Origin of the sequence: Flavobacterium azooxidireducens (assembly GCF_023195775.1) — a bacterium.
GTDB classification, from domain to species: domain Bacteria; phylum Bacteroidota; class Bacteroidia; order Flavobacteriales; family Flavobacteriaceae; genus Flavobacterium; species Flavobacterium azooxidireducens.
Map to the genome: position 1 here is coordinate 1,160,069 of NZ_CP096205.1, position 24,426 is coordinate 1,184,494.

Annotated in this window: 23 protein-coding genes and 1 pseudogene; 13 read left to right on the top strand and 11 right to left on the bottom strand. The window is 35.3% G+C overall.

From position 1 onward, the window contains the following. Position 1: 1 nt before the first annotated feature. The 4 genes from M0M57_RS05175 (at position 2) to M0M57_RS05190 (ending at position 4,059) form a co-directional block, all read left to right on the top strand. A complete protein-coding gene (locus M0M57_RS05175) occupies positions 2-964 on the top strand; it encodes a lysylphosphatidylglycerol synthase transmembrane domain-containing protein (protein ID WP_248436008.1) in 963 nt (320 codons plus the stop codon). Between the two features lie 61 nt (positions 965-1,025). Beyond that, positions 1,026-2,174, top strand: a complete 1,149-nt coding sequence (locus tag M0M57_RS05180) for an alpha/beta hydrolase (RefSeq protein WP_248436010.1) — start codon at positions 1,026-1,028, stop codon at positions 2,172-2,174. Then, positions 2,175-3,536 (top strand): DNA repair protein RadA, encoded by a 1,362-nt coding sequence (gene radA / locus M0M57_RS05185; protein ID WP_248436012.1) that lies wholly within the window; start codon positions 2,175-2,177, stop codon positions 3,534-3,536. A 10-nt stretch (positions 3,537-3,546) separates the two neighbouring features. Then, positions 3,547-4,059: a hypothetical protein gene (locus tag M0M57_RS05190; RefSeq protein ID WP_248436014.1), complete on the top strand. Its 513-nt coding sequence runs from the start codon at positions 3,547-3,549 to the stop codon at positions 4,057-4,059. On the opposite strand, the gene M0M57_RS05195 is transcribed toward M0M57_RS05190, so the two are convergent. Both M0M57_RS05195 and M0M57_RS05200 read right to left on the bottom strand, forming a co-directional pair. Beyond that, a complete protein-coding gene (locus tag M0M57_RS05195) occupies positions 4,052-4,807 on the bottom strand; it encodes a LytR/AlgR family response regulator transcription factor (RefSeq protein WP_248436016.1) in 756 nt (251 codons plus the stop codon). The two genes, M0M57_RS05190 and M0M57_RS05195, sit on opposite strands and share 8 nt — an antisense overlap. Then, positions 4,804-6,603: a tetratricopeptide repeat-containing sensor histidine kinase gene (locus M0M57_RS05200; protein WP_248436017.1), complete on the bottom strand. Its 1,800-nt coding sequence runs from the start codon at positions 6,601-6,603 to the stop codon at positions 4,804-4,806. The genes M0M57_RS05195 and M0M57_RS05200 overlap by 4 nt, the downstream gene beginning before the upstream one ends. 385 nt (positions 6,604-6,988) lie before the next feature. On the opposite strand from M0M57_RS05200, the gene M0M57_RS05205 reads away from it, so the two are divergent. The 4 genes from M0M57_RS05205 (at position 6,989) to M0M57_RS05220 (ending at position 12,854) form a co-directional block, all read left to right on the top strand. Continuing rightward, entirely contained in the window at positions 6,989-8,329 is a 1,341-nt protein-coding gene (locus M0M57_RS05205) for a hypothetical protein (protein WP_248436019.1), read from the top strand. Positions 8,330-8,354: 25 nt separating this feature from the next. Beyond that, complete coding sequence (locus M0M57_RS05210) at positions 8,355-9,518, top strand: VWA domain-containing protein (protein ID WP_248436020.1); 1,164 nt, start codon at positions 8,355-8,357, stop codon at positions 9,516-9,518. A 301-nt stretch (positions 9,519-9,819) separates the two neighbouring features. Continuing rightward, the gene (locus M0M57_RS05215) at positions 9,820-11,196 is read left to right on the top strand and encodes a PQQ-dependent sugar dehydrogenase (protein WP_248436022.1); all 1,377 of its coding nucleotides are present in this window, start codon (positions 9,820-9,822) and stop codon (positions 11,194-11,196) included. 683 nt (positions 11,197-11,879) lie between these two features. After that, a complete protein-coding gene (locus M0M57_RS05220) occupies positions 11,880-12,854 on the top strand; it encodes an IS110 family RNA-guided transposase (RefSeq protein ID WP_248435101.1) in 975 nt (324 codons plus the stop codon). 71 nt (positions 12,855-12,925) lie between these two features. Here the strand turns inward: M0M57_RS05220 and M0M57_RS05225 are convergent, their stop codons facing one another. From M0M57_RS05225 to M0M57_RS05235, 3 genes are all read right to left on the bottom strand, one after another. Then, positions 12,926-13,960, bottom strand: a complete 1,035-nt coding sequence (locus M0M57_RS05225) for an NADP(H)-dependent aldo-keto reductase (protein WP_248436024.1) — start codon at positions 13,958-13,960, stop codon at positions 12,926-12,928. 93 nt (positions 13,961-14,053) lie between these two features. Beyond that, on the bottom strand, positions 14,054-15,019 hold the full coding sequence (locus M0M57_RS05230; protein WP_248436026.1) for an OmpA family protein: 966 nt from the start codon (positions 15,017-15,019) through the stop codon (positions 14,054-14,056). A 24-nt stretch (positions 15,020-15,043) separates the two neighbouring features. After that, on the bottom strand, positions 15,044-15,805 hold the full coding sequence (locus M0M57_RS05235) for an exodeoxyribonuclease III (protein ID WP_248436028.1): 762 nt from the start codon (positions 15,803-15,805) through the stop codon (positions 15,044-15,046). 178 nt (positions 15,806-15,983) lie between these two features. Between M0M57_RS05235 and M0M57_RS05240 the strand changes: the two genes are divergently transcribed. After that, on the top strand, positions 15,984-17,780 hold the full coding sequence (locus M0M57_RS05240; RefSeq protein WP_248436030.1) for a GNAT family N-acyltransferase: 1,797 nt from the start codon (positions 15,984-15,986) through the stop codon (positions 17,778-17,780). Positions 17,781-17,814: 34 nt separating this feature from the next. Here the strand turns inward: M0M57_RS05240 and M0M57_RS05245 are convergent, their stop codons facing one another. From M0M57_RS05245 to M0M57_RS05250, 3 genes and pseudogenes are all read right to left on the bottom strand, one after another. Then, positions 17,815-18,138 (bottom strand): TM2 domain-containing protein, encoded by a 324-nt coding sequence (locus M0M57_RS05245; RefSeq protein WP_248436032.1) that lies wholly within the window; start codon positions 18,136-18,138, stop codon positions 17,815-17,817. A gap of 46 nt (positions 18,139-18,184) precedes the next feature. After that, on the bottom strand, positions 18,185-18,508 hold the full coding sequence (locus tag M0M57_RS16725; RefSeq protein WP_326930624.1) for a VOC family protein: 324 nt from the start codon (positions 18,506-18,508) through the stop codon (positions 18,185-18,187). Between the two features lie 84 nt (positions 18,509-18,592). After that, a pseudogene (locus M0M57_RS05250) lies at positions 18,593-19,537 on the bottom strand (2-hydroxyacid dehydrogenase); the annotation flags it as partial. Between the two features lie 351 nt (positions 19,538-19,888). Between M0M57_RS05250 and M0M57_RS05255 the strand changes: the two are divergent. Together M0M57_RS05255 and M0M57_RS05260 are read left to right on the top strand one after the other, a co-directional pair. Beyond that, a complete protein-coding gene (locus M0M57_RS05255) occupies positions 19,889-20,158 on the top strand; it encodes a helix-turn-helix domain-containing protein (protein ID WP_248436033.1) in 270 nt (89 codons plus the stop codon). Beyond that, positions 20,158-20,628 (top strand): hypothetical protein, encoded by a 471-nt coding sequence (locus tag M0M57_RS05260; protein ID WP_248436035.1) that lies wholly within the window; start codon positions 20,158-20,160, stop codon positions 20,626-20,628. The genes M0M57_RS05255 and M0M57_RS05260 overlap by 1 nt, the downstream gene beginning before the upstream one ends. Here the strand turns inward: M0M57_RS05260 and M0M57_RS05265 are convergent. From M0M57_RS05265 to M0M57_RS05275, 3 genes are all read right to left on the bottom strand, one after another. Continuing rightward, a complete protein-coding gene (locus M0M57_RS05265) occupies positions 20,623-20,889 on the bottom strand; it encodes a hypothetical protein (protein WP_248436037.1) in 267 nt (88 codons plus the stop codon). The genes M0M57_RS05260 and M0M57_RS05265 overlap by 6 nt on opposite strands. Positions 20,890-20,928: 39 nt before the next feature. After that, a complete protein-coding gene (gene proC / locus M0M57_RS05270; protein ID WP_248436039.1) occupies positions 20,929-21,705 on the bottom strand; it encodes a pyrroline-5-carboxylate reductase in 777 nt (258 codons plus the stop codon). Between the two features lie 287 nt (positions 21,706-21,992). Then, positions 21,993-22,958 (bottom strand): helix-turn-helix transcriptional regulator, encoded by a 966-nt coding sequence (locus M0M57_RS05275; protein ID WP_248436041.1) that lies wholly within the window; start codon positions 22,956-22,958, stop codon positions 21,993-21,995. A 286-nt stretch (positions 22,959-23,244) separates the two neighbouring features. Between M0M57_RS05275 and M0M57_RS05280 the strand changes: the two genes are divergently transcribed. Together M0M57_RS05280 and M0M57_RS05285 are read left to right on the top strand one after the other, a co-directional pair. Next, entirely contained in the window at positions 23,245-23,709 is a 465-nt protein-coding gene (locus M0M57_RS05280; protein ID WP_248436043.1) for a HigA family addiction module antitoxin, read from the top strand. A gap of 2 nt (positions 23,710-23,711) precedes the next feature. Then, the gene (locus M0M57_RS05285; RefSeq protein ID WP_248436045.1) at positions 23,712-24,341 is read left to right on the top strand and encodes a nucleotidyl transferase AbiEii/AbiGii toxin family protein; all 630 of its coding nucleotides are present in this window, start codon (positions 23,712-23,714) and stop codon (positions 24,339-24,341) included. Positions 24,342-24,426: the final 85 nt, after the last annotated feature.

Consider the following 24,426-nt stretch of genomic DNA (forward strand, 5'->3'; position numbering starts at 1 on the left):
CTTGAAACAGAAAATCGGCAAATGGCTTTCTATTCTACTTCCAATTTTGTTGGGATTGGCGTTGGTTATTTATACCTACAATAAATTTACACCCGAACAATTAGAGGAAATTAAATTGCAATTTAAAAATGCTGATTATTTCTATATTTATATCTCGTTGTTAATTAGTGCAGTGGCTTTGTGGTCAAGAGGTTATCGATGGAGGTATACGTTGGAACATTTGGGCTATAAACCAAAAATTTCTACGAATGTGATGGCAGTTTGTATTGGCTATTTTATCAACATGTCTATTCCGCGTTCAGGCGAAGTTTCACGTGCTTTGATTCTCAAAAAATACGAAGATGTCCCGTTTGATAAAGCCTTCGGAACCATCATCGCCGAAAGAGTTGTTGATACATTTTTCTTATTATCATTCATTGGTTTAGCCTTTTTTCTGGAATTTGATGTGTTAAAAGCATTTGTTTTGGATAAAATTCCTTTTCAAAAATTGATGCTAATTTTAGGAATTGGCACTTTTATGATGATAGGTGTTATTTTATTGTTTCGTTATTCAAAAATCAGACCTATTGTAATCATCAAACAAAAAATTTCCGGTTTGATGGATGGTGTTTTCAGTATTTGGAAAATGGAGAAAAAATGGGCTTTCCTCTTTCATTCTTTATTGATTTGGACAAGTTATTTTTTTATGTTTTACATTACTATTTTTGCACTACCTGAAACCAGTAACTTGAGTTTAAGTACCGTTGTCATTTCATTTATTGTGGGCGGAATTGCCATTACTTTAACGAATTCAGGGTTTGGAGCCTATCCATTTTTGATGGCAGAAATTCTTCTACTTTACAACGTTCCCGAAACTGCCGGAACTGCTTTTGGCTGGTTGGTATGGACTTCACAAACACTAATGGTGGTGATTTTAGGAACACTTTCATTTTTATTGCTTCCCATTTTAAACAAAAACAAATAATTTACTATCTTGCTTTCGAAAAAAATTAGGTTATTTACTTAATTTCCAAAACCGAAACCAGATGAAATTAGTTCAAATTCTTGCCGTTTTATTGTGTTCACTGAGTATTTATGCTCAAAAAAACGTAGAAAAATTTACTTCTCAAAAGTTGGGTGGAGACCGAGATATTTATATAACTCTTCCTCCATCGTATGATAAGGATAAAAATCAAAAATTTCCTTTATTGTTGGTTTTAGATGGCGAATATTTATTTGATCCTTTTCAAGGTGCATTAAAATTTGGAAATTATTGGGATGATTTACCGGAAGTAATTTTGGTCGGAATTTCTCAAAACAAACAAGACGAACGCTATGCCGATAGTGAATTTGATGAAGAAAGTGGCTTACCCATTGAAACCGGAGCCAATTTTTTTGATTTCATCGGAACAGAATTAATGCCTTATTTGCAAAAAACTTATCGAATTGCTCCATTCAAAATTATTGCCGGACACGATACTACTGCCGGATTTTTAAACTTTTTCTTGTATAAAGACAATCCTGTTTTTGATGCGTATATTTCGTTGAGTCCTGAATTAGCTTTGGATATGGAAAACAGAATTCCTGAGCGATTAAATGCAATTACAAAACCAATTTATTACTATCAATCTACTGCGGATGGGGATTTGAAGAAAATTCAAAAAAGAATTAAAGAATTAGATGAAAAAGTAAAAGCCATCAAAAAAGAATCATTGAATTATAAATTTGATGAATTCTTAGGAGCTTCACATTATTCGTTGGTATTACATTCGATTCCAAATGCTTTGTATCAATTTTTTGCGGTTTATCAACCTATCACAACACATGAATTCAATGAAAAAATTGTGAAATTGGAATCAGGTTATGTGGACTATTTAAAACAAAAATATGATGTTTTAGAAAAATCGTTAAACATCAAAATGCCAATTCGATTGAATGATTTTAAGGCAATTGAAGCTGCTATTTTAAAAAATAAAGATTATAATGAATTTGATGCTCTCTCAATTCTTGCCGATAAATATTACAAAAAAACCATGCTTCCTGATTATCACATGGCATTGATGTATGAGAAAAAAGAAGACTACAAAAGAGCTCAAAAATACTATTTAAGTGCTTTTCAAAAAGAACCAATTGGCGATTTAGACAAGGATATGATGTATGACAAATCGGAAGAAATGAAGCAATTGATTAACTAAATGGCAAAAGTAAAAACCTCCTTTTTTTGTCAAAATTGTGGGACGCAATATTCCAAATGGCAAGGACAATGTCATGCTTGCAACGAGTGGAATACCATTGTGGAAGAAGTGATTCAGAAGGAAGAAAAATCGTCTTGGAAACCTTCATCCACCGAAACTAAAAAAGCTCCAAAACCGCTTCGCATTAGCGATATTGATTCCACACAAGAAATTCGTTTGGACACGACAGACGGTGAATTAAACCGTGTATTAGGCGGCGGATTGGTGCCCGGCTCATTAACACTTTTGGGTGGCGAACCAGGCATTGGAAAAAGTACACTTTTATTACAGATTTCATTAAAATTACCTTATAAAACTTTATACGTTTCCGGCGAAGAAAGTCAGAAACAAATAAAAATGCGTGCCGAACGGATTACACCAAACGGCGATAATTGTTTTATTTTAACCGAAACCAAAACACAAAATATATTTAAACAAATTCAGGAAATTGACCCTGAAATTGTGATTATCGATTCCATTCAAACGCTACACACCGATTATATTGAATCGACTGCCGGAAGTATTTCGCAAATACGCGAATGCACGGCTGAACTTATCAAATTTGCCAAAGAAACCAATGTTCCGGTGCTTTTGATTGGTCATATTACCAAAGACGGAACGATTGCCGGACCAAAAATTTTGGAACATATGGTCGATACCGTTTTGCAATTTGAAGGCGATCGAAATCACGTTTACCGAATTCTCCGTTCGCTTAAAAACCGATTTGGTTCTACGGCAGAAATTGGAATTTATGAAATGCAAGGTTCCGGTTTGCGGGAAGTTGCCAATCCATCGGAAATTCTGATTTCACACAAAGACGAAGAACTTTCAGGAACTGCCATCGCTTCTACCTTAGAAGGTATGCGACCGTTGATGATTGAAATACAAGCTTTAGTCAGCACCGCAGTTTACGGAACACCTCAACGAAGCACGACAGGTTATAATGCTAAACGACTGAACATGATTTTAGCGGTTTTAGAAAAACGTGCCGGATTTAGATTGGGAGCAAAAGACGTTTTTTTAAATGTAACAGGCGGAATTTCTGTGGATGATCCTGCAATTGATTTGGCAGTTGTTGCAGCTATTTTATCCTCCAACGAAGATATTCCGGTTGGGAAAGATTTTTGTTTTGCGGGAGAAGTAGGTTTAGCCGGAGAAATTCGTCCTGTCAACCGCGTAGAACAACGCATTTTGGAAGCGGAGAAGTTAGGGTTTTCTACCATTTTTGTCTCGAAATACAATAAAATTTCGTTGAAAGAAACATTGATTCAAGTGAAATTGGTGGCGAAGATTGAAGATGTTGTAAGCGAACTATTTGGCTAAAAAATATCTTTTGAAAGCATATCAAGAAATCATTCAATGGGTTAACAGTTTTCACGAACAAGGTGAAACGATTCAATCTGCCGAATTTTTGATTAACGAATACAATTTAAATCATCCCAATTTCAAAGGGTTTGAGTTGCGAGAAAAAGCAAAACCTGATTTTATTTTAATGACTACCGAAGGAATTTTGGGTGGTCCGCAAATCATTCGCATTCCGGAAAACACGTTTGAATTTCCATTGAATCTGATGCTAAATTTATTGGCTCACGAAATGATTCACGTGCAACAAAAAGAAAAAGGCAACGTAGTTACGGATAAAAACGAACGCGAATGGCAAGCGTATTACGAAAATATTTTTCACATACAATTTCCTCAAATTCCGGAACTTTCTGTTTTTTATAAAAAAGCATGTGCGAATAAAGCGTTGGACTATTATAATCGAATGGAAGTTGGCTCGGAATTGCAGTTAAAATATGCTGAGCAAAAGGAAGAAGTGGAGCAATTACTAAAAAGCCTTATTTAAACCTCCTCAAAAACTCCTCCTTATAACCCACAGAAATCTCAATCTCCGTGTCATCAAAAAGCGTGACATAACCACCTAACGATTTGTGATACGATTTCACAAAATTCAAATTGATGATGTGTGATTTATGCACCCGCATAAAAGGAAAATCCAACATTTCATCAAAGTGTTTCAAAAATCGACAGACCATTTTTTTGGATCCGTCGGCTAAATGAATATCGGTAAAGTTGCCATTGCCACGCAAACGAACGATTTCTTCCATTTTTACAACTTCAAAACCTTCTAACGTAGGTAAAATGACTTGTTGTTTCTCGATTTTTGGTTCGCGAAAGTTTTGTACGATGATTTGATTTCGATTAAACAATTCCTGCTTCATCAATTGTTGTTGCACTTTGTTAACCGCCAAAATCAATTCTTCAATACTGATGGGTTTCAACAAATAATACGCCGCACTTTGGTTCAATGCTTTCAATGAGTATTCCGAAAAAGCAGTGACAAAAATGGTTTCAAAATGCAAATCTTTACATCCTTCCAATACATCAAACGCATTGCCAAAAGGCATTTCTACATCCAAAAAAACCAATTGTGGTTGTAGTTCGTGCAACAAAGGAATGGCTTCCCGACTGTTTTGTGCTTCGCCAATGATCTCGATTTGCGGACAATATTTTGCCAAATAATTTTTCAACGCTTCGCGAGCAGCCGACTCATCTTCAACAATGACACTTTTTATTTTTTGAAAATCATTCATACAACTTTGGTGGTTTTAGAAAAATAAAGGGTGACTAATGTTCCGTTGCCATCTGTTCCCGACGAAATAGTATACGAAATCTGTTGATGATACAAATCATTCAGCAAATTAATCCGTTCTTCCACATTGTTCAAGCCTCTGGATTCGTGCACTTTTTGATTTTGCGTTTTCAATTCGCGACTTTTTTCAACACCAATGCCATCATCTTCAATAGAAACTTTGATCAATTGATTTTCTTCTGTAAAAGTCACTTTCAAGTTTCCAATAGATTCACGGTAACGCAAACCGTGCCAAATGGCGTTTTCCAAATGCGGCTGAATCAACATATTCGGAACCAAAACTGCATCCGAATCCAACTTTTCATCAACCACAATTTCAAAAACAAATTTGTCTTGAAAACGCAAATGTTCCAAATCCAAATACTTCTTAATTTGCTCTAATTCATTGGATAACGAAATAAAATCTTTGTTCGATGTTTCCATCATATTCCGCATCAAATTGGAATACGAAGTCAAATATTTATTGGCTTCCAACTCATTATTTTGAGCAATAAATTGGTTCACACTATTTAAACTATTAAAAATAAAATGCGGATTCATTTCCCTTCGAAGCGATTGCAATGCAATTTTTTTGTTCTTGGTTTTGATAGAAAACAACGCCTTCGCAATCAATCCCAATAAAATCAGCATCAAAATGACAGAACCAATCAACACATAATTGAACTTATTTTTCTTCGTAATCAACTCATCTTTCAACGCACGTTCTTTCTCCAATTGTTTGATTTTTTCTTCCGTAACTTGAAAAATCTTCGAATCAACCAACGAACTATCCGCTTGCACCATTCGATCAAAATCATTCAGAAATTTGTCGTACAATTCAATCGCTTTCGTTTGATTGCCTTGTTGTCTGTAATAATCGGAAAGAGCCAACATCGCTTTCTTTGCATCAAATGTTCGCCCGTTTTTTAAAGCCAGATTATACGTTTCTTCCAACAAAATAATCGCATCATCTTGGTTTTCATTTTTAAAATACAAACCCGCCAACGTTTGCTGTTGCTCAATTTGTTGCGAAACACTTCCTAATTTCTCCGCATCCGAAATGGTGTTTTTGGTAATTTCAATCGCTTTATCCAAGTTGTTTTCTGAAGCATAGACTTTCGAAATCTCGCTTTTCAATTTCAATACTTCTTCCGGTTTATCTTTAGAAACGGCGATGGCTTTTTCATAATTTTCAATCGCCATTCCTTTGTTTTCCGACTTAAAATCTACTTCCGCTTTTTGTTTATAGACTTCGGCAGCATCATCCATTTTACCTTCTTTCTCCAAAATTTTGATGTTGGAATCTAGATAATCGGCTTGAACTCGCGGATTGGTGTTCTGCAAACGACTCGCATCATTCGAATTGACCTTCGAATAACCCACTTCCACCGCTTCTTCACTAGCCGATTGATAACTAACAATGGCTTCTTTCAATTTATTTTGCTTCTCCTGAATTTGAGCAATCGAACGTGTTGTACTCGCTATTTTATCTTTATTTTTTTGCTTTTGATAAATAGACAAAGCTCGTTTCAGATAATCTTCCGCTTTGGCGTAATCACCTTTTTTATCCAATTGCTCAGCTAATTCCACATATTTATTCGCCGTGGCGATAGGGTTACTTTCTGATAAAGTTTCTTTCAGTTCAATGGCTTTTTTGCTCACGGAAGTTTTGCCCGATTTAGTTTTAGTGCTGTCTTGAGCAACCATCACCAAAGGGAAAAGCAAAGCGAACAGTATTATTTTCAGTTGATTATACATCTCATTTATATTATAGTGTAAAGTACGAAAATAAAATCGGGTTTAAAAAACGATTTCACCAAGTCAAAAATGGGTTTCACCAAGTCGCCCAAAGTTGAATTAGTATGAAAAGTAATTTTATCAAAAAATAAAAGCAAAATCATTTTTTACTGATGATGTAACAAGCCACTGATTCGCTGATTTTTTATATTAAATGCCACTTAACCACATAGAGACATAGGCAAAAAGGAAAATATAGCCCAATGCTTGGGTTCACATAGCTATCCTTTTCTACTGTAAAGTGAAACGCCTTTAAAGTCTATAAAAAACTATGTCCCTATGTGGTTAAAAAATAAATCAGCGAATCAGCGGCAAAATAATAAGTAATAATCAAAATCAATACAATATGAAATCAAAAATCATCCTAGGAATATCCGCTTTAGTAAGTTGTGTTCCGTTTATTTATTTGTTGGGAAATGATTCAGCACCAACGAAAGAACTTCTTCCCAAAAAAGAACTTCTTCCCAAAAAAGAAATCGCTCAACGAGAAATTGTGGAAGACGAAGAAAAACCCTGTGTCTTTATGTCCTTAATGGGCGAACAACCAATTGAAGGTGCAGCCACAGTAAAAACGAATTCCAAATTCATCGAAACCATTTCCAAAGGCGAATTATGGCTCATTGAAGCCCAAAACTCCGATGGCGGTTGGGGAGCCGGTTCTCGCAACAATCAATCCGAAAGAAATCCACACGCCGTTTCGTCCGATCCTGCTACAACAGCAATGTCGGCGATGGCATTGTATCGCTGCGGACATTCGATGGAGAAAGGCGAGCACAAAGAAACCCTTAAAAAATCAGTTTTATTTCTGTTAAACGAAATCGAAAAGAACCAAAATTCTCCTTACATCACGCAAATTCGAGGAACGCAAATTCAAGGAAAATTAGGCGAACACATTGATGCCATTCTCACGTTGCAATTCTTCAATCAATTGCTTCCTACTCTAAAAGATAATTCAATCAAAGCACGAGTAAAAGACGGCATTCAAGTTTGTGTCGATAAAATCGAAAAATCAATGGGCGATTCCGGTAAAGTCGGTAGCTCCGGTTGGGCAGGTGTGTTGCAATCCTCTTTTGCGAATTCCAGTTTAGAAATGGCTTCCAAAAACGAAGGCATCAAAGTTGATAAAGACAAAATTCAAAAAGCCAGAGAATACCAAAAAAGCAATTACAATCCCGAAAGTCAGTCGGCCAAAACCGAAGACGGAGCCGGAATTATGTTGTATGCCGTGAGCAGTTCGGTACGCAACAGTGCCGAAGAAGCCAAAGAAGTCAACCAATTGTTTAAAAAAGCCAAAGCCGAAGGCAAAATTGAAAGAGATGCCGTTTTAAACGAACAAAATTTAGAACGTTTAGGCTATTCCAAAGAAAAAGCAAAGTCGTATGATGTGGCAAATAAAGTTTATAATTCTGCCAAAGTAACCGCTATGAAAGAAGATGTATTATCCGGTTTTGGCAACAACGGTGGCGAAGAATTCCTAAGCTTCCTTCAAACCGGCGAATCGATGGTGGTGAATCACGACGACGACTGGAAAAAATGGTACGACAACATCGGCGGCCGAATGATGCAAATTCAAAATGCAGACGGGAGCTGGAATGGTCATCACTGCATCACAAGTCCTTCCTTTTGTACGGCGACTTGTTTGATGATTCTTTCGATAGAAAATGACATCAAAAACCTTCAAAAATAAAATACTAATCTTAAAACACAATCGTATGAAAAATGTAATTTTAACCTTCGCCCTGTTATCGTCTTGCTTACTATTTAGCAATTGCGAGAACAAAAAAGAAACCTTAGCTATCAATCCACAACCTGAAACAACTGTGGTAGCAACAGCCGAAACCAAAATTCAAGTGGCTTTATTATTAGATACTTCGAGCAGTATGGATGGTTTGATTGAACAAGCCAAGTCGCGTTTGTGGAACATCGTGAACACCTTGACCACATTGAAATACGAAGGCAAAAGTCCGGAAATTCAAATTGCGTTATACGAATACGGCAACAGCGGATTGAGTATGCAATCCAATTATATCCGACAAATTACGCCGTTGAGCACCGATTTGGATTTGATTTCGGAACAACTGTTTGCGTTGCGAACCAACGGCGGTTACGAATATTGCGGAGCTGTGATTAAAGAATCCGTTGATAAATTGACTTGGGATGATCATCAAAAGAGTATGAAACTCGTGTATATTGCCGGAAACGAACCGTTTAATCAAGGTAACATCAACTATAAAGAAGCCATTGCCGATGCGTTGAAAAAAGACATTTTTATCAACACGATTTTCTGTGGGGATGCTACCGAAGGGATTTCTACCTTTTGGAAAGACGGTGCCGATGTGGGCAAAGGAAAATACTTTAACATTGATTACAACGCCAAAGTTCGCTATATCGTGACGCCTTATGACGACCGGATTTCGCAATGCAATGTGCGGTTGAATGCGACCTATATTGGCTATGGTGCAAAAGGAATGGAGAAAAAAAGAAGCCAAGAAGTGCAAGACGCCAATGCTGAATCGATTTCTACGGCCAATTATGCGGAGCGTTCCGTAAGTAAATCAAAAGCAGTGTATAAAAACGACAGTTGGGATTTGGTGGATAAAGCCAAAACCGATGCCAAAGCCTTAGACAATTTGAAAGAAGAAGAACTTCCGGCGGAACTAAAGAACAAATCGAAAGAAGAAATTAAAACGATTGTAACTCAGAAAACCAAAGAACGAGAAACCATTCAAAAAGAAATGACCGAGTTGGCCAAGAAACGTCAAGAATTTATTGACAACGAATCAAAAAACACCAAAACCCAAGACGATTTGGGCAATGCAATGGCAACGTCTATTCACAGTTTTGCCAAAGCAAAAGGCTATGTAGTGGTAAACTAATTTTAGTTGGATTGTGGTTGAACCGCCTTGAAGTAATTTGGGGTGGTTTTTTGTTTAATATAGTCTCTAATGATATCAATTTTGTTCAGTCTTGGTACTATAACCCGATACATGGACTTTAGGATGTAAAAATTGGCATCCTCTAACGCCAAATTCAAATTTATAAAATGGAGAAGCAGAAACCATTTCCTAAAAATAACATAAATCATTCTTATTTTAACTCAATCAATGACTAACTTGTTAATAATTAGCACCGTTTATATTTTTTTACTAATTTTACGTAATCCAAAACAAAAATGCTATGAAAAGAATACTACAATTATGTGTTTTACTGTTTGCATCAAGTGTTTTCTCGCAAACAGTTGGTTTGCAAACGTTTGCTTCCGGTTTTTCGAGTCCGGTTGCTCTAGTGAATGCAGGTGACGACCGTTTATTTGTGGTGCAACGAGGCGGTTTAATCCGTATTGTCAATGCAAACGGAACAATTAATACTACGCCGTTTTTATCCTTAACGTCAATCATTACTGCAGGTGGCGAACGCGGCTTGTTGGGCTTGGCTTTTCACCCTGATTATGCCACTAACGGACGCTTTTATGTGAATTACACCCGTTCTGGTGACGGAGCCACAGTAATTGCAAAATATACGGTGAGCACTACCGATCCAAACGTTGCCAATTCCGCTAGTGCCGAAATACTGTTGACTATTGCTCAACCGTTTTCTAATCACAATGGTGGTTCGCTTAATTTTGGTCCTGATGGTTATTTATACATTGGTATGGGCGATGGCGGTAGCGGTGGCGATCCTAATGGATATGGACAAAACCTGAACTCCTTGTTAGGCAAAATGCTTCGTATTGATGTAGATGGCGAAACCGGTTATGCAATTCCGGCAGACAACCCCTATGTTGGCATTGCCGGCGAAGATGAAATCTGGGCTGTTGGTGTGCGAAACCCTTGGAAATTCTCTTTCGACAGGCTAACCGGTGACATCTGGATTGCCGATGTGGGTCAGAATGCTATTGAAGAAATCAACAAAGCAACTTCCACCGAAGCGGGTTTAAATTACGGTTGGCGTTGTTATGAAGGAAATTCTGCCTATAATACTTCTGGCTGTGGAGCTTCGTCTAATTATACTTTTCCTATTGCACAGTACACGCATGCATCTACGGGTGGCTGCTCATTAACAGGAGGTTATGTGTACCGAGGAACAACCTATCCTGCACTTCAAAACAAATATGTTTTTGCCGATTATTGCAACAATAAAATTGGCTATATCGATGTGGATGGAGGCCCAATTACATGGACAGCCAATGCTTTTTCAGGAAATGTGGTTTCGTTTGGCGAAGATGTGAATGGCGAATTATATTGGGTCGGTATTTCGAATGGTGTGATTTCCAGAGTAATTGACACGAGTTTAAGTACAAATGATTTTCAACAAAATGGTTTGAGTTTATATCCTAATCCTGCCAATAATTCATTTACAATTCAGAATTCTAATTTGTTGAATTTAAACGAATTGACTATTTATGATTCGATGGGAAAAAGAGTTGCCAATCAAAAAATGGGTAACTTAGAATTGACTACTGTTGCTATTGATAACCTTACATCGGGATTGTATTTTGTTTCTGTTGAGGATGTGAATGGAGGTAGTTTTACTAGTAAATTGGTGGTGAAGTAATTCTATTCACGACATACTTACCTCAAACTTGTCATTCCGTAGGAATCTCATATAACGGTGATTCCTACGGAATGACAAGTTTATGGGGAATTTTTATTCTTTTTTTGCCACAAAGAAATTAAGGCACAAAGTTTTTGATTGCTTTTTACAAGAAGATCGGAAAACTGTGTCTTAAAACTGTACCTGAGATTAAACGTCCTTAAATGGAACACGGATTGAACGGATTTGCTACGCAAAACGCGGATTTTTACAGATTTTGACAGCTTCGCTATAATGGATTAAAGCGGATTCATTACTGCTAATTAAGTGCAATATTACTACGCCCAGTCTCCCTCTCCTTTGGAGAGTCCCGAGGCTTCGGGAGGGGTGAGGATTTTTTGCCACAAAGAAGTTAAGGCACAAAGTTTTTGATTACTTTTTACAGGATTGTGTAAAACTGGGACTGAGATTTCTCCTTCGTCCTTTAGATTTGTTTTTAGAAAAAATCAATAAATTTATGATTGAGAAAGGAAGCAAAAGTACACTATTCCTGCGTCAGAGTTAATTACTCATATTTCGATTAAGACTTTAGCTTCCCTTTTCATCAAAGACTCAAATAGAAATTAGGGAACCAGACCCATTATTAAGGAGTTGAGCTTATGATGAATTTCTCAAATCACTTGTTTAACGTTAAAAGCAAAGTTATGAAAAACATTATTATTGGCATTGACATCAGTAAGAAGACTTTAGACATTTGTATCAAAGATGAAAAAGTTTCCTATTTTACTATTGAAAACAAAGTACAGAGTATTAAGCGTTTTTTTAAAATTTATTCTACTAGCTATCCTATTGTAGCTATGGAAAATACGGGTAAATATAATTGGAATTTGTTGCAGGTCTTGGAATCTCACAACTTTAAAGTTTATATCATATCACCCTTACACTTAAAGAAGAGTATGGGCCTTACAAGAGGAAAAAATGACAAGGTTGATGCACTTCGAATTTGTAATTTTATCGAGAAGAACCATCAAGAAATTACACCATGGAAACCTTCATCCTTGACAATCAGAAAAATTAAAGTACTGCTTACAGAAAGAGCAGCAAGAATAAAAATGAGAAAACAATTGACGAGCCAGCAGGATGACTACAAACTGATGAAAGGAATTAATATGGACAAGGAATTGCTGAAATTAAATTTGCAACTTGTTAAGAGTATTGATATTCAAATTAAAAACATAGAAAAAAGTATAGAAGAAGTTATCTCTAGTGAATCAGATTTAAAAAATAATTATCAATTGATGAAGTCTGTTCCTGGTGTAGGTAAAGTGCTCTCGTGGATTATTTTGGCAAAAACGGAAGGGTTTACAACTATAACAGATCCAAGGAAAATGGCCTGTTATAGCGGAGTTGTTCCTTTTGATTTTCAGTCAGGCACATCAATAAAGCGAAGATCCGGAGTGTCAAGGCTTGCTGATAAAACAGTTAAAAGTGTCTTGCATCTAGGAGCGATGAGTGCTATTAGGAATGATAATGACTTAAGAAATTATTATCTTCGAAAAGTAGAAGAAGGTAAAAATAAAATGAGCGTTATAAATGCAGTTAGAAACAAAATAATACATAGGGTTTTTGCAGTAATTAAAAACCAAATTCCTTATCAAAAAAATTTGGTTTTATCATAGAAATCGGAATGACAAGATTGCGGGGTATCCTGCGACTTTTAACAAACGTCAGATAACCGACAACCGATAACTCAAGGTGCCGGATTCGGAATCATTTCTTGTATCGCATCAATTTCTTTTAAAATTTCTTCTGAAAGAACAATTTCATGTGAATCAATGTTTTCTTTTAGTTGTGCTAAGGAAGTGGCTCCAATAATTGTGCTCATCACAAACTGTTGCTGTTGCACAAAAGCCAATGCCATTTGCGTTAATGTTAAGTCGTGACTTTGAGCTAATTCTTGGTATAATTTGGTAGCTTTAGTTGCGTTTTCAGAAGTGTAGCGAGTGAATTGCGGAAACAAATCTATTCGGGAATTGGATTGTGTTCCGTTTAAATGTTTGCCGGATAAAATGCCGAAACCAAGCGGAGAATAAGCCATTAAACCGATATTTTCTCGCATGCAAACTTCGGTCAAACCTACTTCGAACAATCGATTTAATAGTGAATACGGATTTTGAATTGTGGCAATTCGCGGTAAATTATGTTTTTCGCTTTCGCTGATGAATTTCATCACTGCCCACGGAGCTTCGTTAGAAACACCAATGTGCCGAATCTTTCCGGCTTTGATTAATTCATCATAAACAGATAAAACTTCAGCAAAATTTTCTTTCCAATTGGTATCAATTCCGGTCAGCCCCCTCCTCCCAAACATATTCATCACCCGTTCCGGCCAATGCATTTGGTATAAATCAATGTAATCGGTTTGCAGGTTTTTCAAACTTAAATCAACCGCTTCTTTGATGCTTTTTGCGGAGAAATCAAGTGGTTTTCTGATGTATTCCATCCCACGATTGGGCCCGGCTATTTTGGTGGCAATTACTAAATCGTCACGTTTACCTCTTTTGTTTAACCAACTACCAATGAATCGTTCGGTACTTCCTAACGTTTCTTTTCGGGAAGCGATAGGATACATTTCTGCCGTATCAATAAAATTGATTCCGTGAGAAACAGCATAATCCAATTGTTCATGAGCTTCGCTTTCGGAGTTTTGTTCGCCAAAAGTCATCGTTCCTAAACAAATTTTACTGATTTTTAGGGAGGTATTGGGGATTGTGGTGGTTTTCATTTTTATCTTTTGAGGTGCTAAGGTGCTAAGGTTCTAAGGAACTGAGGTAGAAAACCTTAGTGTCTTAGAACCTTTGTCCCTCAGAACCTAATATTACAAATCATTCAACATTTTAGAAATTTCATCCAATTTCGGAGTCAAAATAATTTCGATTCTGCGGTTTTTGGCTTTGTTTTCTGGAGAATCATTTGCCATTAACGGTGCAAATTCACCACGTCCGGCAGCGGTTAAATTTTCTTTTAAAACACCTTTGTTTTCGGCTAAGATGTTCACAATGGCTGTTGCTCTTTTGGTCGATAAATCCCAGTTGTTTTCAATTCCTCCACCAATAGAACCTAAGATTTTATCATTGTCGGTGTGACCTTCAATTAATACGGTGATGTCCGGGTTTTGAGCAAGTACTTTTCCAACCTCAACAACGGCTCTTTTTCCTTCGGTACCAACCGCCCAACTTCCGGTTTGGAATAGTAATTTATTTTCCATGGAAACATAGACTTTTCCGTTTTTTTGTTCCACGGTAAGTCCTTTTCCTTCAAAACTATTTAAGGCTTTGGAAAGTGTTTCTTTCAGTTTTCGCATGCTTTCTTCTTTTGATGAAATCATGTTTTCTAAATCGGTTACCCGTTGCGAACGGTCTTTTAAATCGGCTTGCAATTTATTTAAACGCTCTTGTTCGGCTGCTAATGCTTTTTCTTTGGCATCCAATTGAGCTAATAATTCTCTGTTTTTCTTCATATTGGCTTGCAAGGCTTCATCCGAATTTTTTTCTAATGCAGCGTACGAAGTTTGTAATGTTTTTAAATTATTGGAAGCGGTGGTGTAATCATTTAGTAATTTATCACGTTCGGCTTTTACTTTTGCTAATTCATCTTGGTTTAACTTTAAATCATTTTCTAATTTATTTTTAGTTTTTTCCAAGTCGTGATTTTCATCCGATAATTCACGTTGCTGCTTTTTTAAGGTAGCGTATTTTCCTTCTAATTCATTGAACACTTTTTTGGAAACACATGAAGCAGACAAAGCTGCCACAAGCAGAAGAAATGAAACTTTTTTAATCATTTTGTTATTTATTTGAGGTTTTTGTTAATCAATTTCTACTAAAATCGGACAATGATCCGAATGTTTGGCTTCCGGAAGAATGACCGCTCTTTTTAATCGGTCTCGCATGGGTTCGCTCACCAAATGATAATCAATCCGCCATCCTTTGTTGTTGTTTCGGGCATTCGCACGGTAACTCCACCACGAATAATGATGCGGTTCTTTATTAAAATGACGGAAACTGTCAATGAATCCACTTTTCATAAAACCATCAATCCATTTTCGTTCAGAAGGCAAAAATCCGGAAACAGTGGCATTTCTAATCGGGTCGTGAATATCAATTGCTTCGTGACAAATATTGTAGTCGCCGGCAATAATTAAGTTTGGAATGTCAACTTTCAATGCATTAGTATACATTTGAAAATCATCCATATATTTGAATTTATGATCTAATCGGTCAATATTTGTTCCCGATGGAAGGTATAAACTCATTACAGAAAAATCTTCAAAATCGGCTCTCAGATTTCTACCTTCAAAATCCATTTCGGGAATTCCTGTTCCGAAAACTACATTTTTTGGTTCTGTTTTAGATAAAATGGCAACTCCACTATACCCTTTTTTTTGAGCCGAAAAATAATATTGATAAGGATAGCCCGCTTCGGTAATAGCTTCTGTAGGAATTTGATCCTCAGTAGCTTTAATTTCTTGTAGACAAATAATATCAGGATTTGCCTGTTTGAGCCAATCTAAAAAACCTTTGGTTATGGCAGCACGAATTCCGTTTACATTATAGGAAATAATTCTCATTAAAATTTGTGATAAAGTTTTTCAAAAATAGTTAAAAACCTTGAGTATCAAAACCACAATTCAATATTATAATAAATGTTTAACAACTTACAGTTTTTGTTTATTTTTTTGAATTTGATACTGTCAGAATTACTATATTTGTTACTTTCACCAAAACCACACAAACAATAAATAACGAATGGGGTTAGTTACCGCGAAAGAAGTTGCCAAAGCAATAAATGTTGATAAATATGGTTTCATTGGCACATCCATTGGTTGGTTGCTTATGAAGGTATTGAAGATTTCTACGTTAAACAAAATCTACAATCGAAATAAACATTTATCGGAAGTAACTTTTCTCAATAGCATTTTAGATGAATTTCAGATAAAATTTGAAATTCCCGAAGAAGATTTAAAACGCCTCCCTAAAGAAGGTCCGTATATCACCGTTTCCAATCATCCGCTGGGTGGAATTGACGGTATTTTATTGTTGAAATTAATGTTGGAACGTGAACCCAATTTTAAAATTATAGCTAATTTTTTGTTGCACAGAATCGAACCGATGAAACCGTATATTATGCCGGTGAATCCGTTTGAAAATCATAAAGATGCCAAATCCAGTGTGGTCGGAATCAAAGAAACGCTCCGTCACTTGAGCGATGGAAAACCATTGGGAATGTTTCCTGCCGGAGAAGTTTCAACGTATAAAGATGGTGTTTTAGTAGTGGATAAACCGTGGGAAGAAGGAGCAATTAAAGTAATCCGAAAAGCTCAAGTTCCGGTTGTTCCGATTTATTTTCACGCAAAAAACAGTCGGTTATTTTACTTCTTATCGAGTTTGAATGATACGTTTCGAACAGCAAAATTACCTTCGGAATTATTAACTCAGAAGAAACGTGTAATTAAAGTTCGAATCGGAAAACCAATTTCAGTAGCTGAACAAAATGAATACGAAAGTATTGAATCGTATTCAGAATTTCTCAGAAAAAAGACGTACATGCTTGCCAATGCATTTGAAAAGGGCAATAAATTGTTAGCAGCACCAAGCTTGAAATTCCCAAAAAGCCCGAAAGAAATTGCCAAACCTGCCAATCAGGATAAAATTTTGGAAGAGATGGCTGTTATCAAAAGCATTAGCGAATGTCGATTATTACAAAGTAAAAATTACCAAGTTTATTTGGTTACGGCCGATCAAATTCCGAATATTTTGCACGAAATTGGTCGATTACGTGAAATTACGTTTAGAGCAATCGGCGAAGGCACAAATGAATCACTCGATTTAGATCAATACGACAAATACTATCATCACATGTTTTTGTGGGATGATGAAGCTCAAATGATTGCGGGAGCTTACCGAATGGGATTTGGTTCAAAGATTTATACAAAATACGGTATTGATGGATTTTATCTACATGAGTTGTTCCGTTTTGAACCCGAGTTATATGATATGATGAGCAAATCCATCGAAATGGGTCGGGCATTCATTATTGAAGAATACCAGCAAAAACCAATGCCTTTATTTTTGTTATGGAAAGGAATTGTGCACACCACGCTACGTTATCCGGAACACAAATTTTTAATCGGCGGCGTGAGCATCAGTAATCAATTTTCAGATTTCTCCAAATCATTGATGATTGAGTTTATGAAATCGCATTATTATGATCCATATATTGCTCAATACATTCATCCGAAAAAGGAATATAAAGTGAAACTGAAAGATGCAGACAAAGACTTTGTATTTAATGAAACGGAAGCCGATTTGAACAAATTTGACAAAATTATTGACGAAGTTGAACCCGGCAATTTGCGTTTACCGGTTTTAATTAAGAAGTACATCAAACAGAATGCTCGTGTGGTTGCATTTAATGTCGATCCGCTTTTTAACAATGCGGTCGACGGATTAATGTATATTCGGATTTCTGATATTCCGGAAAGCACCGTTAAACCGGTGATGGAAGAATTCCAAGCCGAGTTGGAGAAAAAAGATAAAGGTTAAAAAAGAAAAAGTCCCTAAGGGACTTTTTTTATGCCTAAAACCAAGGTCTTTTGTTTAGCTGATAAGTAGTATAAAATTCTTCGTCTGATTTAGTTAGGTAAATAATTCCTTCTATCAAACCTATTAATCCCGGAATCCAAATAATGAAAACGCCTACTAACAAACAAATTGTGGCATAACCAACAATTGAAATAGACAATAAAATTATTCCTTCCTGATTATATCCAAGAATAAATTTGTGAACGCCCAGCGAACCTAATAAAATAGCTAGAATACCGGCCAATATCTTTTTATTCTCTTGTCTTGGTAAATCATGATTTGGTTTATTCCAGTCTTCTGTAGGTCGAGTTGTCTCCATAAAATTTGATTGATTAAGTTGAAAAATGATTATAAAAATATAAAAATTATTGAAATGCTTTATCAATTGGTTCCCAAAGTTCAATTTTATTTCCTTCGGGGTCCAAAATCCATCCAAACTTTCCATAATCATAAGTCTCCATATCTCCCACAATTGTTACACCTTCCTGCTTTAATTTTTCTAAAAGCAGTTCTAAATTTTCTACACGGAAATTTTGCATAAATTGTTTTTCGGATGGAGAAAAATAGGTGATATCTTCCGCAAACGGCGACCATTGCGTGGAACAATCATTACCATCTTTGTCTTTCCACCAAAAAGTGGAGCCGTATTGATCGGTTTTTAGACCTAAATATTTACCATACCATTCCACTAATTTTTTAGAATCATTTGATTTAAAAAAGAATCCCCCAATTCCGGTTACTCTTTTTATTTCAGCGATTTCTTCTGTTGGAAAATAAATGGTTTTGATTTTATCGACGATAACTTGAGCTAATTTTTGATGACTTTCAAACGTCCAACCGGCAATGTGTGGTGAAAGCAAAACGTTTTCTGCTTCTAAAAGATAGGTAAAAGCTTCCGGTTTTTCGCCTTCGAATAATTTTTCGAAAGAGAGTTTTTCGTATTCCAACACATCTAATCCGGCACCAAGAATTTTTCCGGATTCGAGTGCTTTCACTACATCGGCTGTCACAACTGCTCTTCCTCGGGCGGTATTGATGAACCAAAATGGTTTGGCAAATGCGTTTATGAATTGTTCATTAACCATTTTATCGGTTTCAGGTGTCCATGGAATATGAAGCGACAGCACATCTGCTTTTTGTTGTAATTCTTCTAATGAAACTTGTTTGGCATTTTGATTGCCAACAAAAGGTAAAATGTCATAACATAAAACTTCAACATCAAAACCACGCAGTTTTTTGGCAAATGCTTTTCCCATATTTCCATACCCGATGATGCCGACTGTTTTTCCATCCAATTCATAACCACGATGACCTTCACGGAGCCAATTTCCATTTTTTACGGAGTGATTGGCTTGGTTTAATTTGTTCATCAGCGAAAGTAACATTCCCAATGCGTGTTCGCCCACCGCATTTCGGTTGCCTTCGGGAGCGGCGATGAGGTGAATGTTTCTTGAAATGGCATAGTCACAGTCAATGCTTTCTAAACCGGCACCAACTCGAGCGATAAATTGTAAATTGATGGCTTTATCTAAAAAAGTTTTGTCAATTTTAAATCGGCTACGAATCACGATTCCTTGATAATCCTGAATTTTAGCTTCAATTTCTTCTTTGGATGAAGTAAAATCCTGATGATTTTCAAAACCCATTGCTTCCAATTGCTCCCACAAAAGAGGATGATTGGAATCGAGGTGTAGGATTTTTATTTTTTTTTTGTTCAATTTAATAATTTATTTAAGATAAATTTCATCTCTAACGTATGAATTATTTAGCCAAAAGCAATATTTTGTCTATTCCTTCATGTTTGCAAACTTATCTTCTTTTGGTAAAGAATATGTATCTACAGTATTTTTTGCTAAGCGAAATATTTTTATAGTTATCTCAGCTTTTTCAAACCAACCAACTATTTTATCCGAAAAAACCCAATTATAGCCTATGTCAAATTTACATAAAAAATAAAACTTCACTACTTAATTCCATATATAAATTTTTCTGTTTTTTTTATTGAACACTTTTAATATGGATACACATTGTCTGTTGATCAAGACATACAATATGTATAGTTTTGTTTTATGATAAATGTATTTCTGCAAAAAGAATTTGGAGACAGAATTAAGCAACTAAGACTTCAAAAAAAAATCAGCCAAGAAAAATTATCTTTTTTAACTGGTTTTCACAGAACTTATATCGGAATGATTGAGAGAGGCGAAAGAAATATTTCACTTTCAAATATGGCTGTATTTGCAAAAGTTTTTGAAGTTAATCTTTCTGAACTTTTAGATTTAAAAATTATAAATCCAAATCATAATTATAAAAATTATGAAATAAAATCAGAAAAGTAATGTCAAGGAAACACTCATTTGTACTGACATTATCAAATAATGTTACTGAAAAAGAAGGGGTAAACTTTCTAATTGAAAATTACACTGGATTTTTTAAAATTGATTTAGCTACAAAAAAAGAATTATTAGATTTATTGAAAATAGAATATAGGTTCCTACAAGCTTTCGACTTAATTTATGTACCAGAAATGGTTGGAAAGATAGCTGATGCTAATTTTATTCATACTTATTTAGAAGATATTATTTTAGTAGAATTAAAAACAACTAAAAAATATCTGCCTGAAAACCCAAAAGGCTTCTTTTTTGGAGCAACTGAAAATGAATTTAATTTTGGTAAAATTCTTGGTTCTAGATTTAGATTTTGTTTTGTCAGTTTAAATGAAAAAGGTTCATCATTTGCTTTTTTAACTATACAAGAATTAGAAGAAAGAATAAAAACCAGAAGAATTCAATATCAGATTAATTTATAATTTAATAATCTTTTCATTGTGATTTATTTGTTCAATATGGAAAAGTATATCTTCATAATCTTTTTCACTACATTCATTTTTTTCTAATTTATTTACCAATTCACATACGGAATTATAAGAATCCAACATCTCCAACTCATCTTCTTCTTCTATAGCATTTGTGTTGTAAAGAATACTTTCTGGATTAAAGGTTTCTGCCCAATCATATAATTCAGAAATAATTTCATCTCTTTTTTTGTCTATTTTTTCTCTTAAATTCATATTTTTATTTAAAATATTATTGTCTGTTAATTAAACTTTTTACTCCTTAATCTTTTGCAACGAAGTTTTTATTCCACGAATTAAAGCAGAACTAAATCCGCGATGTTCCATTTCGTTTAATCCAACAATTGTGCAACCTTGCGGTGTGGTTACTCTGTCAATTAATTGTTCAGGATGAATTTTTTCTTCCAAAGCCATTTTAGCTGCACCTTTTGCGGTTTGTGATGCGATAGCTAAAGCAGTTTGAGCATCAAAACCGATTTCAATTCCGGCTTGCATTGAAGCACGGATGTATCGCAACGCATACGCAGTTCCGCACGCACCGAGAACGGTGGCGGCATCCATCAGTTTTTCTTCAATCACGATGGCAGTTCCGAGGTGGTTGAATAAGGAGACAACTTGTTCACCAGCTTCTTTATTTTGTTCTGAAAAAGAAATACACGTGGCACTTTCGGCAAATTGAGCGGCGATGTTGGGCATAATTCGAACAATGGGATGTGCTCCTTTTGTTTTTTGTTGTAAGGTTTCCAACGAAACGCCACTCACCGCCGAAGCGATAATTTTATTGGAAATATGCGGCAGGATTTCGTTTAAAACCGTGTCGATTTGATAGGGTTTGATGGTAAGAATAATTAAATCAGCTTTATCAATGTTTTCGATATTGTTGGAAGAAATAGTGATTCCGTTTTGTGAAAGATGTTGAATTTGAGCTGTATTTCTGCGGGTAATTGTGATGTGATTTCCTTTGGAAAAATTGGCTAACCCTACTGCTATGGCAACGCCTAAGTTACCTCCTCCGATGATGTGAATGTTCATGGCTTATTGATTGATTTACGGTTTGTGCCCCTGATAGTAGCGGAAATACTTTTGAAAGGCGGGCTTAGTTTTTGTTGCTCAAAAAAAGCGACTAAAAGAAGCTCTTTTTTGGGCTTACAAAAACAAGCCTGACTGAAAAAGATTGCAGCGGATAGCAGGTTTTGGCACCCTAAAAATACAAATTTTAACGTAAGTTTGGTTTAATACTTTTTATTACCAATGATTTGTTGGAAAAGTGAGGTCTTTTTGTAATTTTTTCTAAAGCTTGAAAAGGAAATTAAACGTTTTTACTTTAGCATTTTTTCTTTTATTAATTCCATTAACTCTAACACTCTAACTTTTAACTGTTCGGGTTCAATAATTTTAGCAAAATCACCAAACATTAGAAAAAATCTAGGGAAACCATCTTGAATATCTTTGCATAAAAAAGTCATTTCTACGTTATTACCAACTACTTTTTCGGAGACAAATCCGTGGTATTTTCGTTCGCCGGAAAGGTATTTTGCCATTTTCTTTTCAATAGAAATAACGACTTTTGTGGTGGGATATTCTTCTTTGTCTTTATTCAAATAAAATTCCAATGCTTCGTGTTCTTTCGTGAAAGCGTTTTCCGTTTTTTTAATGTTGTGAATGCGGTCGGTTCTAAATTGGCGGTAATCGTTCCGCAAATGGCAATAGCCCAACACATACCAATTGTTGTGGTCGTGAAAAACACCCACTGGTTCGATGGTTCTGGCGGTATTTTCATCGGCTTCAAAAGCTTGATAATCCAAAATTAATTGCGTTTTGTCCGCAATACTTCGAAAAATAAAAGCCAATGCATGTGGAGCTTGTTTAGGAAATGTTTTTTCTAATGGCTGCATGACCACATTGGATTCGATGGTAGAAACCCAATCTTTATCGGCACTTTTCAATACCGCTTTCAACTTAAACATCGCCGAAGCATATTGATCTCCGATTAATTTATCTGAAAATTTTTCCATAAGTTTTTCGGCAGCAATAAAACTTTCGGCTTCTTCGCGGGTGAACATGACTGGCGGTAACCGATAACCTTCTAACAAAGAATAACCCAAACCGGCTTCGCTGTAAATGGGCACTCCCGAAGCTTCTAACGTTCTAATATCGCGGTAAATGGTTCGCAAACTTACGTCAAAACGTTTGGCCAATTCGTGTGCTTTTACAATCTTTTTGGATTGTAATTGGATGAGAATGGCGACAATGCGGTCAAAGCGTTTTGGGGTTTCGTCGTGCATAAAAGGCGTTTGTCAAATATAGTGTTTTTTGTTTTGAATTTAACCCACGGTTTTAACCGTGGGGTTTTGTAAACCGTGAGGGAAATCAATTTTCATCCCACGGTTAAAACCGTGGGCTAATGGAAAACCGAACAACAATGAGGTCAAAGCGTTTTGGGGTTTCGTCTTACATAAAAGGCGTTTGTCAAATATAAAGGTTTATTTTTCTAATTTTATTCATAATTTCAGATGTGTAAGACGATAATTATATAAACAAATTTGTTTACATTTGTGTAAAAGTAGAAATATGTATGCTATCCTTAAATATATAAAAGGGATTCATCCCGGAAAAATAATTGACAGAGAACTGAAAAAACAAAACAGCAATCAACGTCAATTGGCATTGGCTGTAGGTGAACATCCACAAACACTTAATGCGATAATTAACGGTAAGCGAAACATAAATACTTCTTTGGCTATAAAAATTGAAGATAAATTAGGTTTAGAAGAAGGTTTTTTGATGACACTTCAGGCTCATTATGATATTAAAATTATCAAGAAAGATGAATCGTATAAACCCAATTTGTCTAAATTAAGAAAAAATACATTTTGGGATACTACTCTCGATAAAATAGATTGGAAGTTAATGAGACGTGCTGTTATTACACGAGTATTTGCCTATGGTACAAAAGAAGAACAAGAAGAAATCATTCGATTTTATGGAAAGGATGAAGTAGAAAGAATTAATAAATTATTTCCTGCTAAAAGATAATTATGTTTTGGAATACTGTTTCACCGTTACTAAAATCCATTTTATCAGATTTGATGAATGAAGAAATATTTTCACACTTTCGTTTGGTTGGAGGAACTGCATTAAGTTTACAATTTGGGCATCGTTTATCAGTTGATATTGATTTATTTACTGATGATGAGTATGGTTCTATCGATTTTAAAAAAATTAGAGATTTTTTAGAAAATAAATATCCCTATTGCAATTACAGAGATGTTGATTTAATTTCATTTGGCACCTATTTTGAAGTTGGCTTATCAAAAGATGATTTTGTAAAAATTGATGTTTATTACACCGATAATTTTGTTTTTAATGAATTGATTATTGACAACGTAAGAATGGCAACTTCAGAAGAAATAATTGCTATGAAATTGGATGTCATTAATAACAAAGGAAGAAAAAAAGACTTTTGGGATATTCATTATTTCTTAGAGAATTATGAGCTTTCTCAATTTATTGAGTTATTTGAAAAGCGATATCCATACGGTAATAGTAAAACATTAAAAAATCAGTTATTAGATTTTGAATTAGCAGATACCGACTTTAATCCTATATGTTTACTAAACAAAGAATGGGAATTGATAAAATATGATTTTGTGGAGAAATTTACTTAATTTAAACATATTTAGCCGAGTTGAAATGGTTATCATACGGTCTAAGCGTTTGTCAATTACAGCTTTTTTTTGGCTTTGAATTTAA

Coding starts and splice junctions, on each gene's coding strand:
- M0M57_RS05210 (WP_248436020.1), top strand. CDS start 8,355: ATGAAAAATGTAATTTTAACCTTCGCCCTGTTATCGTCTTGCTTACTA.
- M0M57_RS05225 (WP_248436024.1), bottom strand. CDS start 13,960: ATGAAAACCACCACAATCCCCAATACCTCCCTAAAAATCAGTAAAATT.
- M0M57_RS05235 (WP_248436028.1), bottom strand. CDS start 15,805: ATGAGAATTATTTCCTATAATGTAAACGGAATTCGTGCTGCCATAACC.
- M0M57_RS05180 (WP_248436010.1), top strand. CDS start 1,026: ATGAAATTAGTTCAAATTCTTGCCGTTTTATTGTGTTCACTGAGTATT.
- M0M57_RS05245 (WP_248436032.1), bottom strand. CDS start 18,138: ATGGAGACAACTCGACCTACAGAAGACTGGAATAAACCAAATCATGAT.
- M0M57_RS05200 (WP_248436017.1), bottom strand. CDS start 6,603: ATGTATAATCAACTGAAAATAATACTGTTCGCTTTGCTTTTCCCTTTG.
- M0M57_RS05215 (WP_248436022.1), top strand. CDS start 9,820: ATGAAAAGAATACTACAATTATGTGTTTTACTGTTTGCATCAAGTGTT.
- M0M57_RS05285 (WP_248436045.1), top strand. CDS start 23,712: ATGTTTTGGAATACTGTTTCACCGTTACTAAAATCCATTTTATCAGAT.
- M0M57_RS05275 (WP_248436041.1), bottom strand. CDS start 22,958: ATGCACGACGAAACCCCAAAACGCTTTGACCGCATTGTCGCCATTCTC.
- radA (WP_248436012.1), top strand. CDS start 2,175: ATGGCAAAAGTAAAAACCTCCTTTTTTTGTCAAAATTGTGGGACGCAA.
- M0M57_RS05220 (WP_248435101.1), top strand. CDS start 11,880: ATGAAAAACATTATTATTGGCATTGACATCAGTAAGAAGACTTTAGAC.
- M0M57_RS05240 (WP_248436030.1), top strand. CDS start 15,984: ATGGGGTTAGTTACCGCGAAAGAAGTTGCCAAAGCAATAAATGTTGAT.
- proC (WP_248436039.1), bottom strand. CDS start 21,705: ATGAACATTCACATCATCGGAGGAGGTAACTTAGGCGTTGCCATAGCA.
- M0M57_RS05255 (WP_248436033.1), top strand. CDS start 19,889: ATGATAAATGTATTTCTGCAAAAAGAATTTGGAGACAGAATTAAGCAA.
- M0M57_RS05280 (WP_248436043.1), top strand. CDS start 23,245: ATGTATGCTATCCTTAAATATATAAAAGGGATTCATCCCGGAAAAATA.
- M0M57_RS05205 (WP_248436019.1), top strand. CDS start 6,989: ATGAAATCAAAAATCATCCTAGGAATATCCGCTTTAGTAAGTTGTGTT.
- M0M57_RS05230 (WP_248436026.1), bottom strand. CDS start 15,019: ATGATTAAAAAAGTTTCATTTCTTCTGCTTGTGGCAGCTTTGTCTGCT.
- M0M57_RS05260 (WP_248436035.1), top strand. CDS start 20,158: ATGTCAAGGAAACACTCATTTGTACTGACATTATCAAATAATGTTACT.
- M0M57_RS05195 (WP_248436016.1), bottom strand. CDS start 4,807: ATGAATGATTTTCAAAAAATAAAAAGTGTCATTGTTGAAGATGAGTCG.
- M0M57_RS05265 (WP_248436037.1), bottom strand. CDS start 20,889: ATGAATTTAAGAGAAAAAATAGACAAAAAAAGAGATGAAATTATTTCT.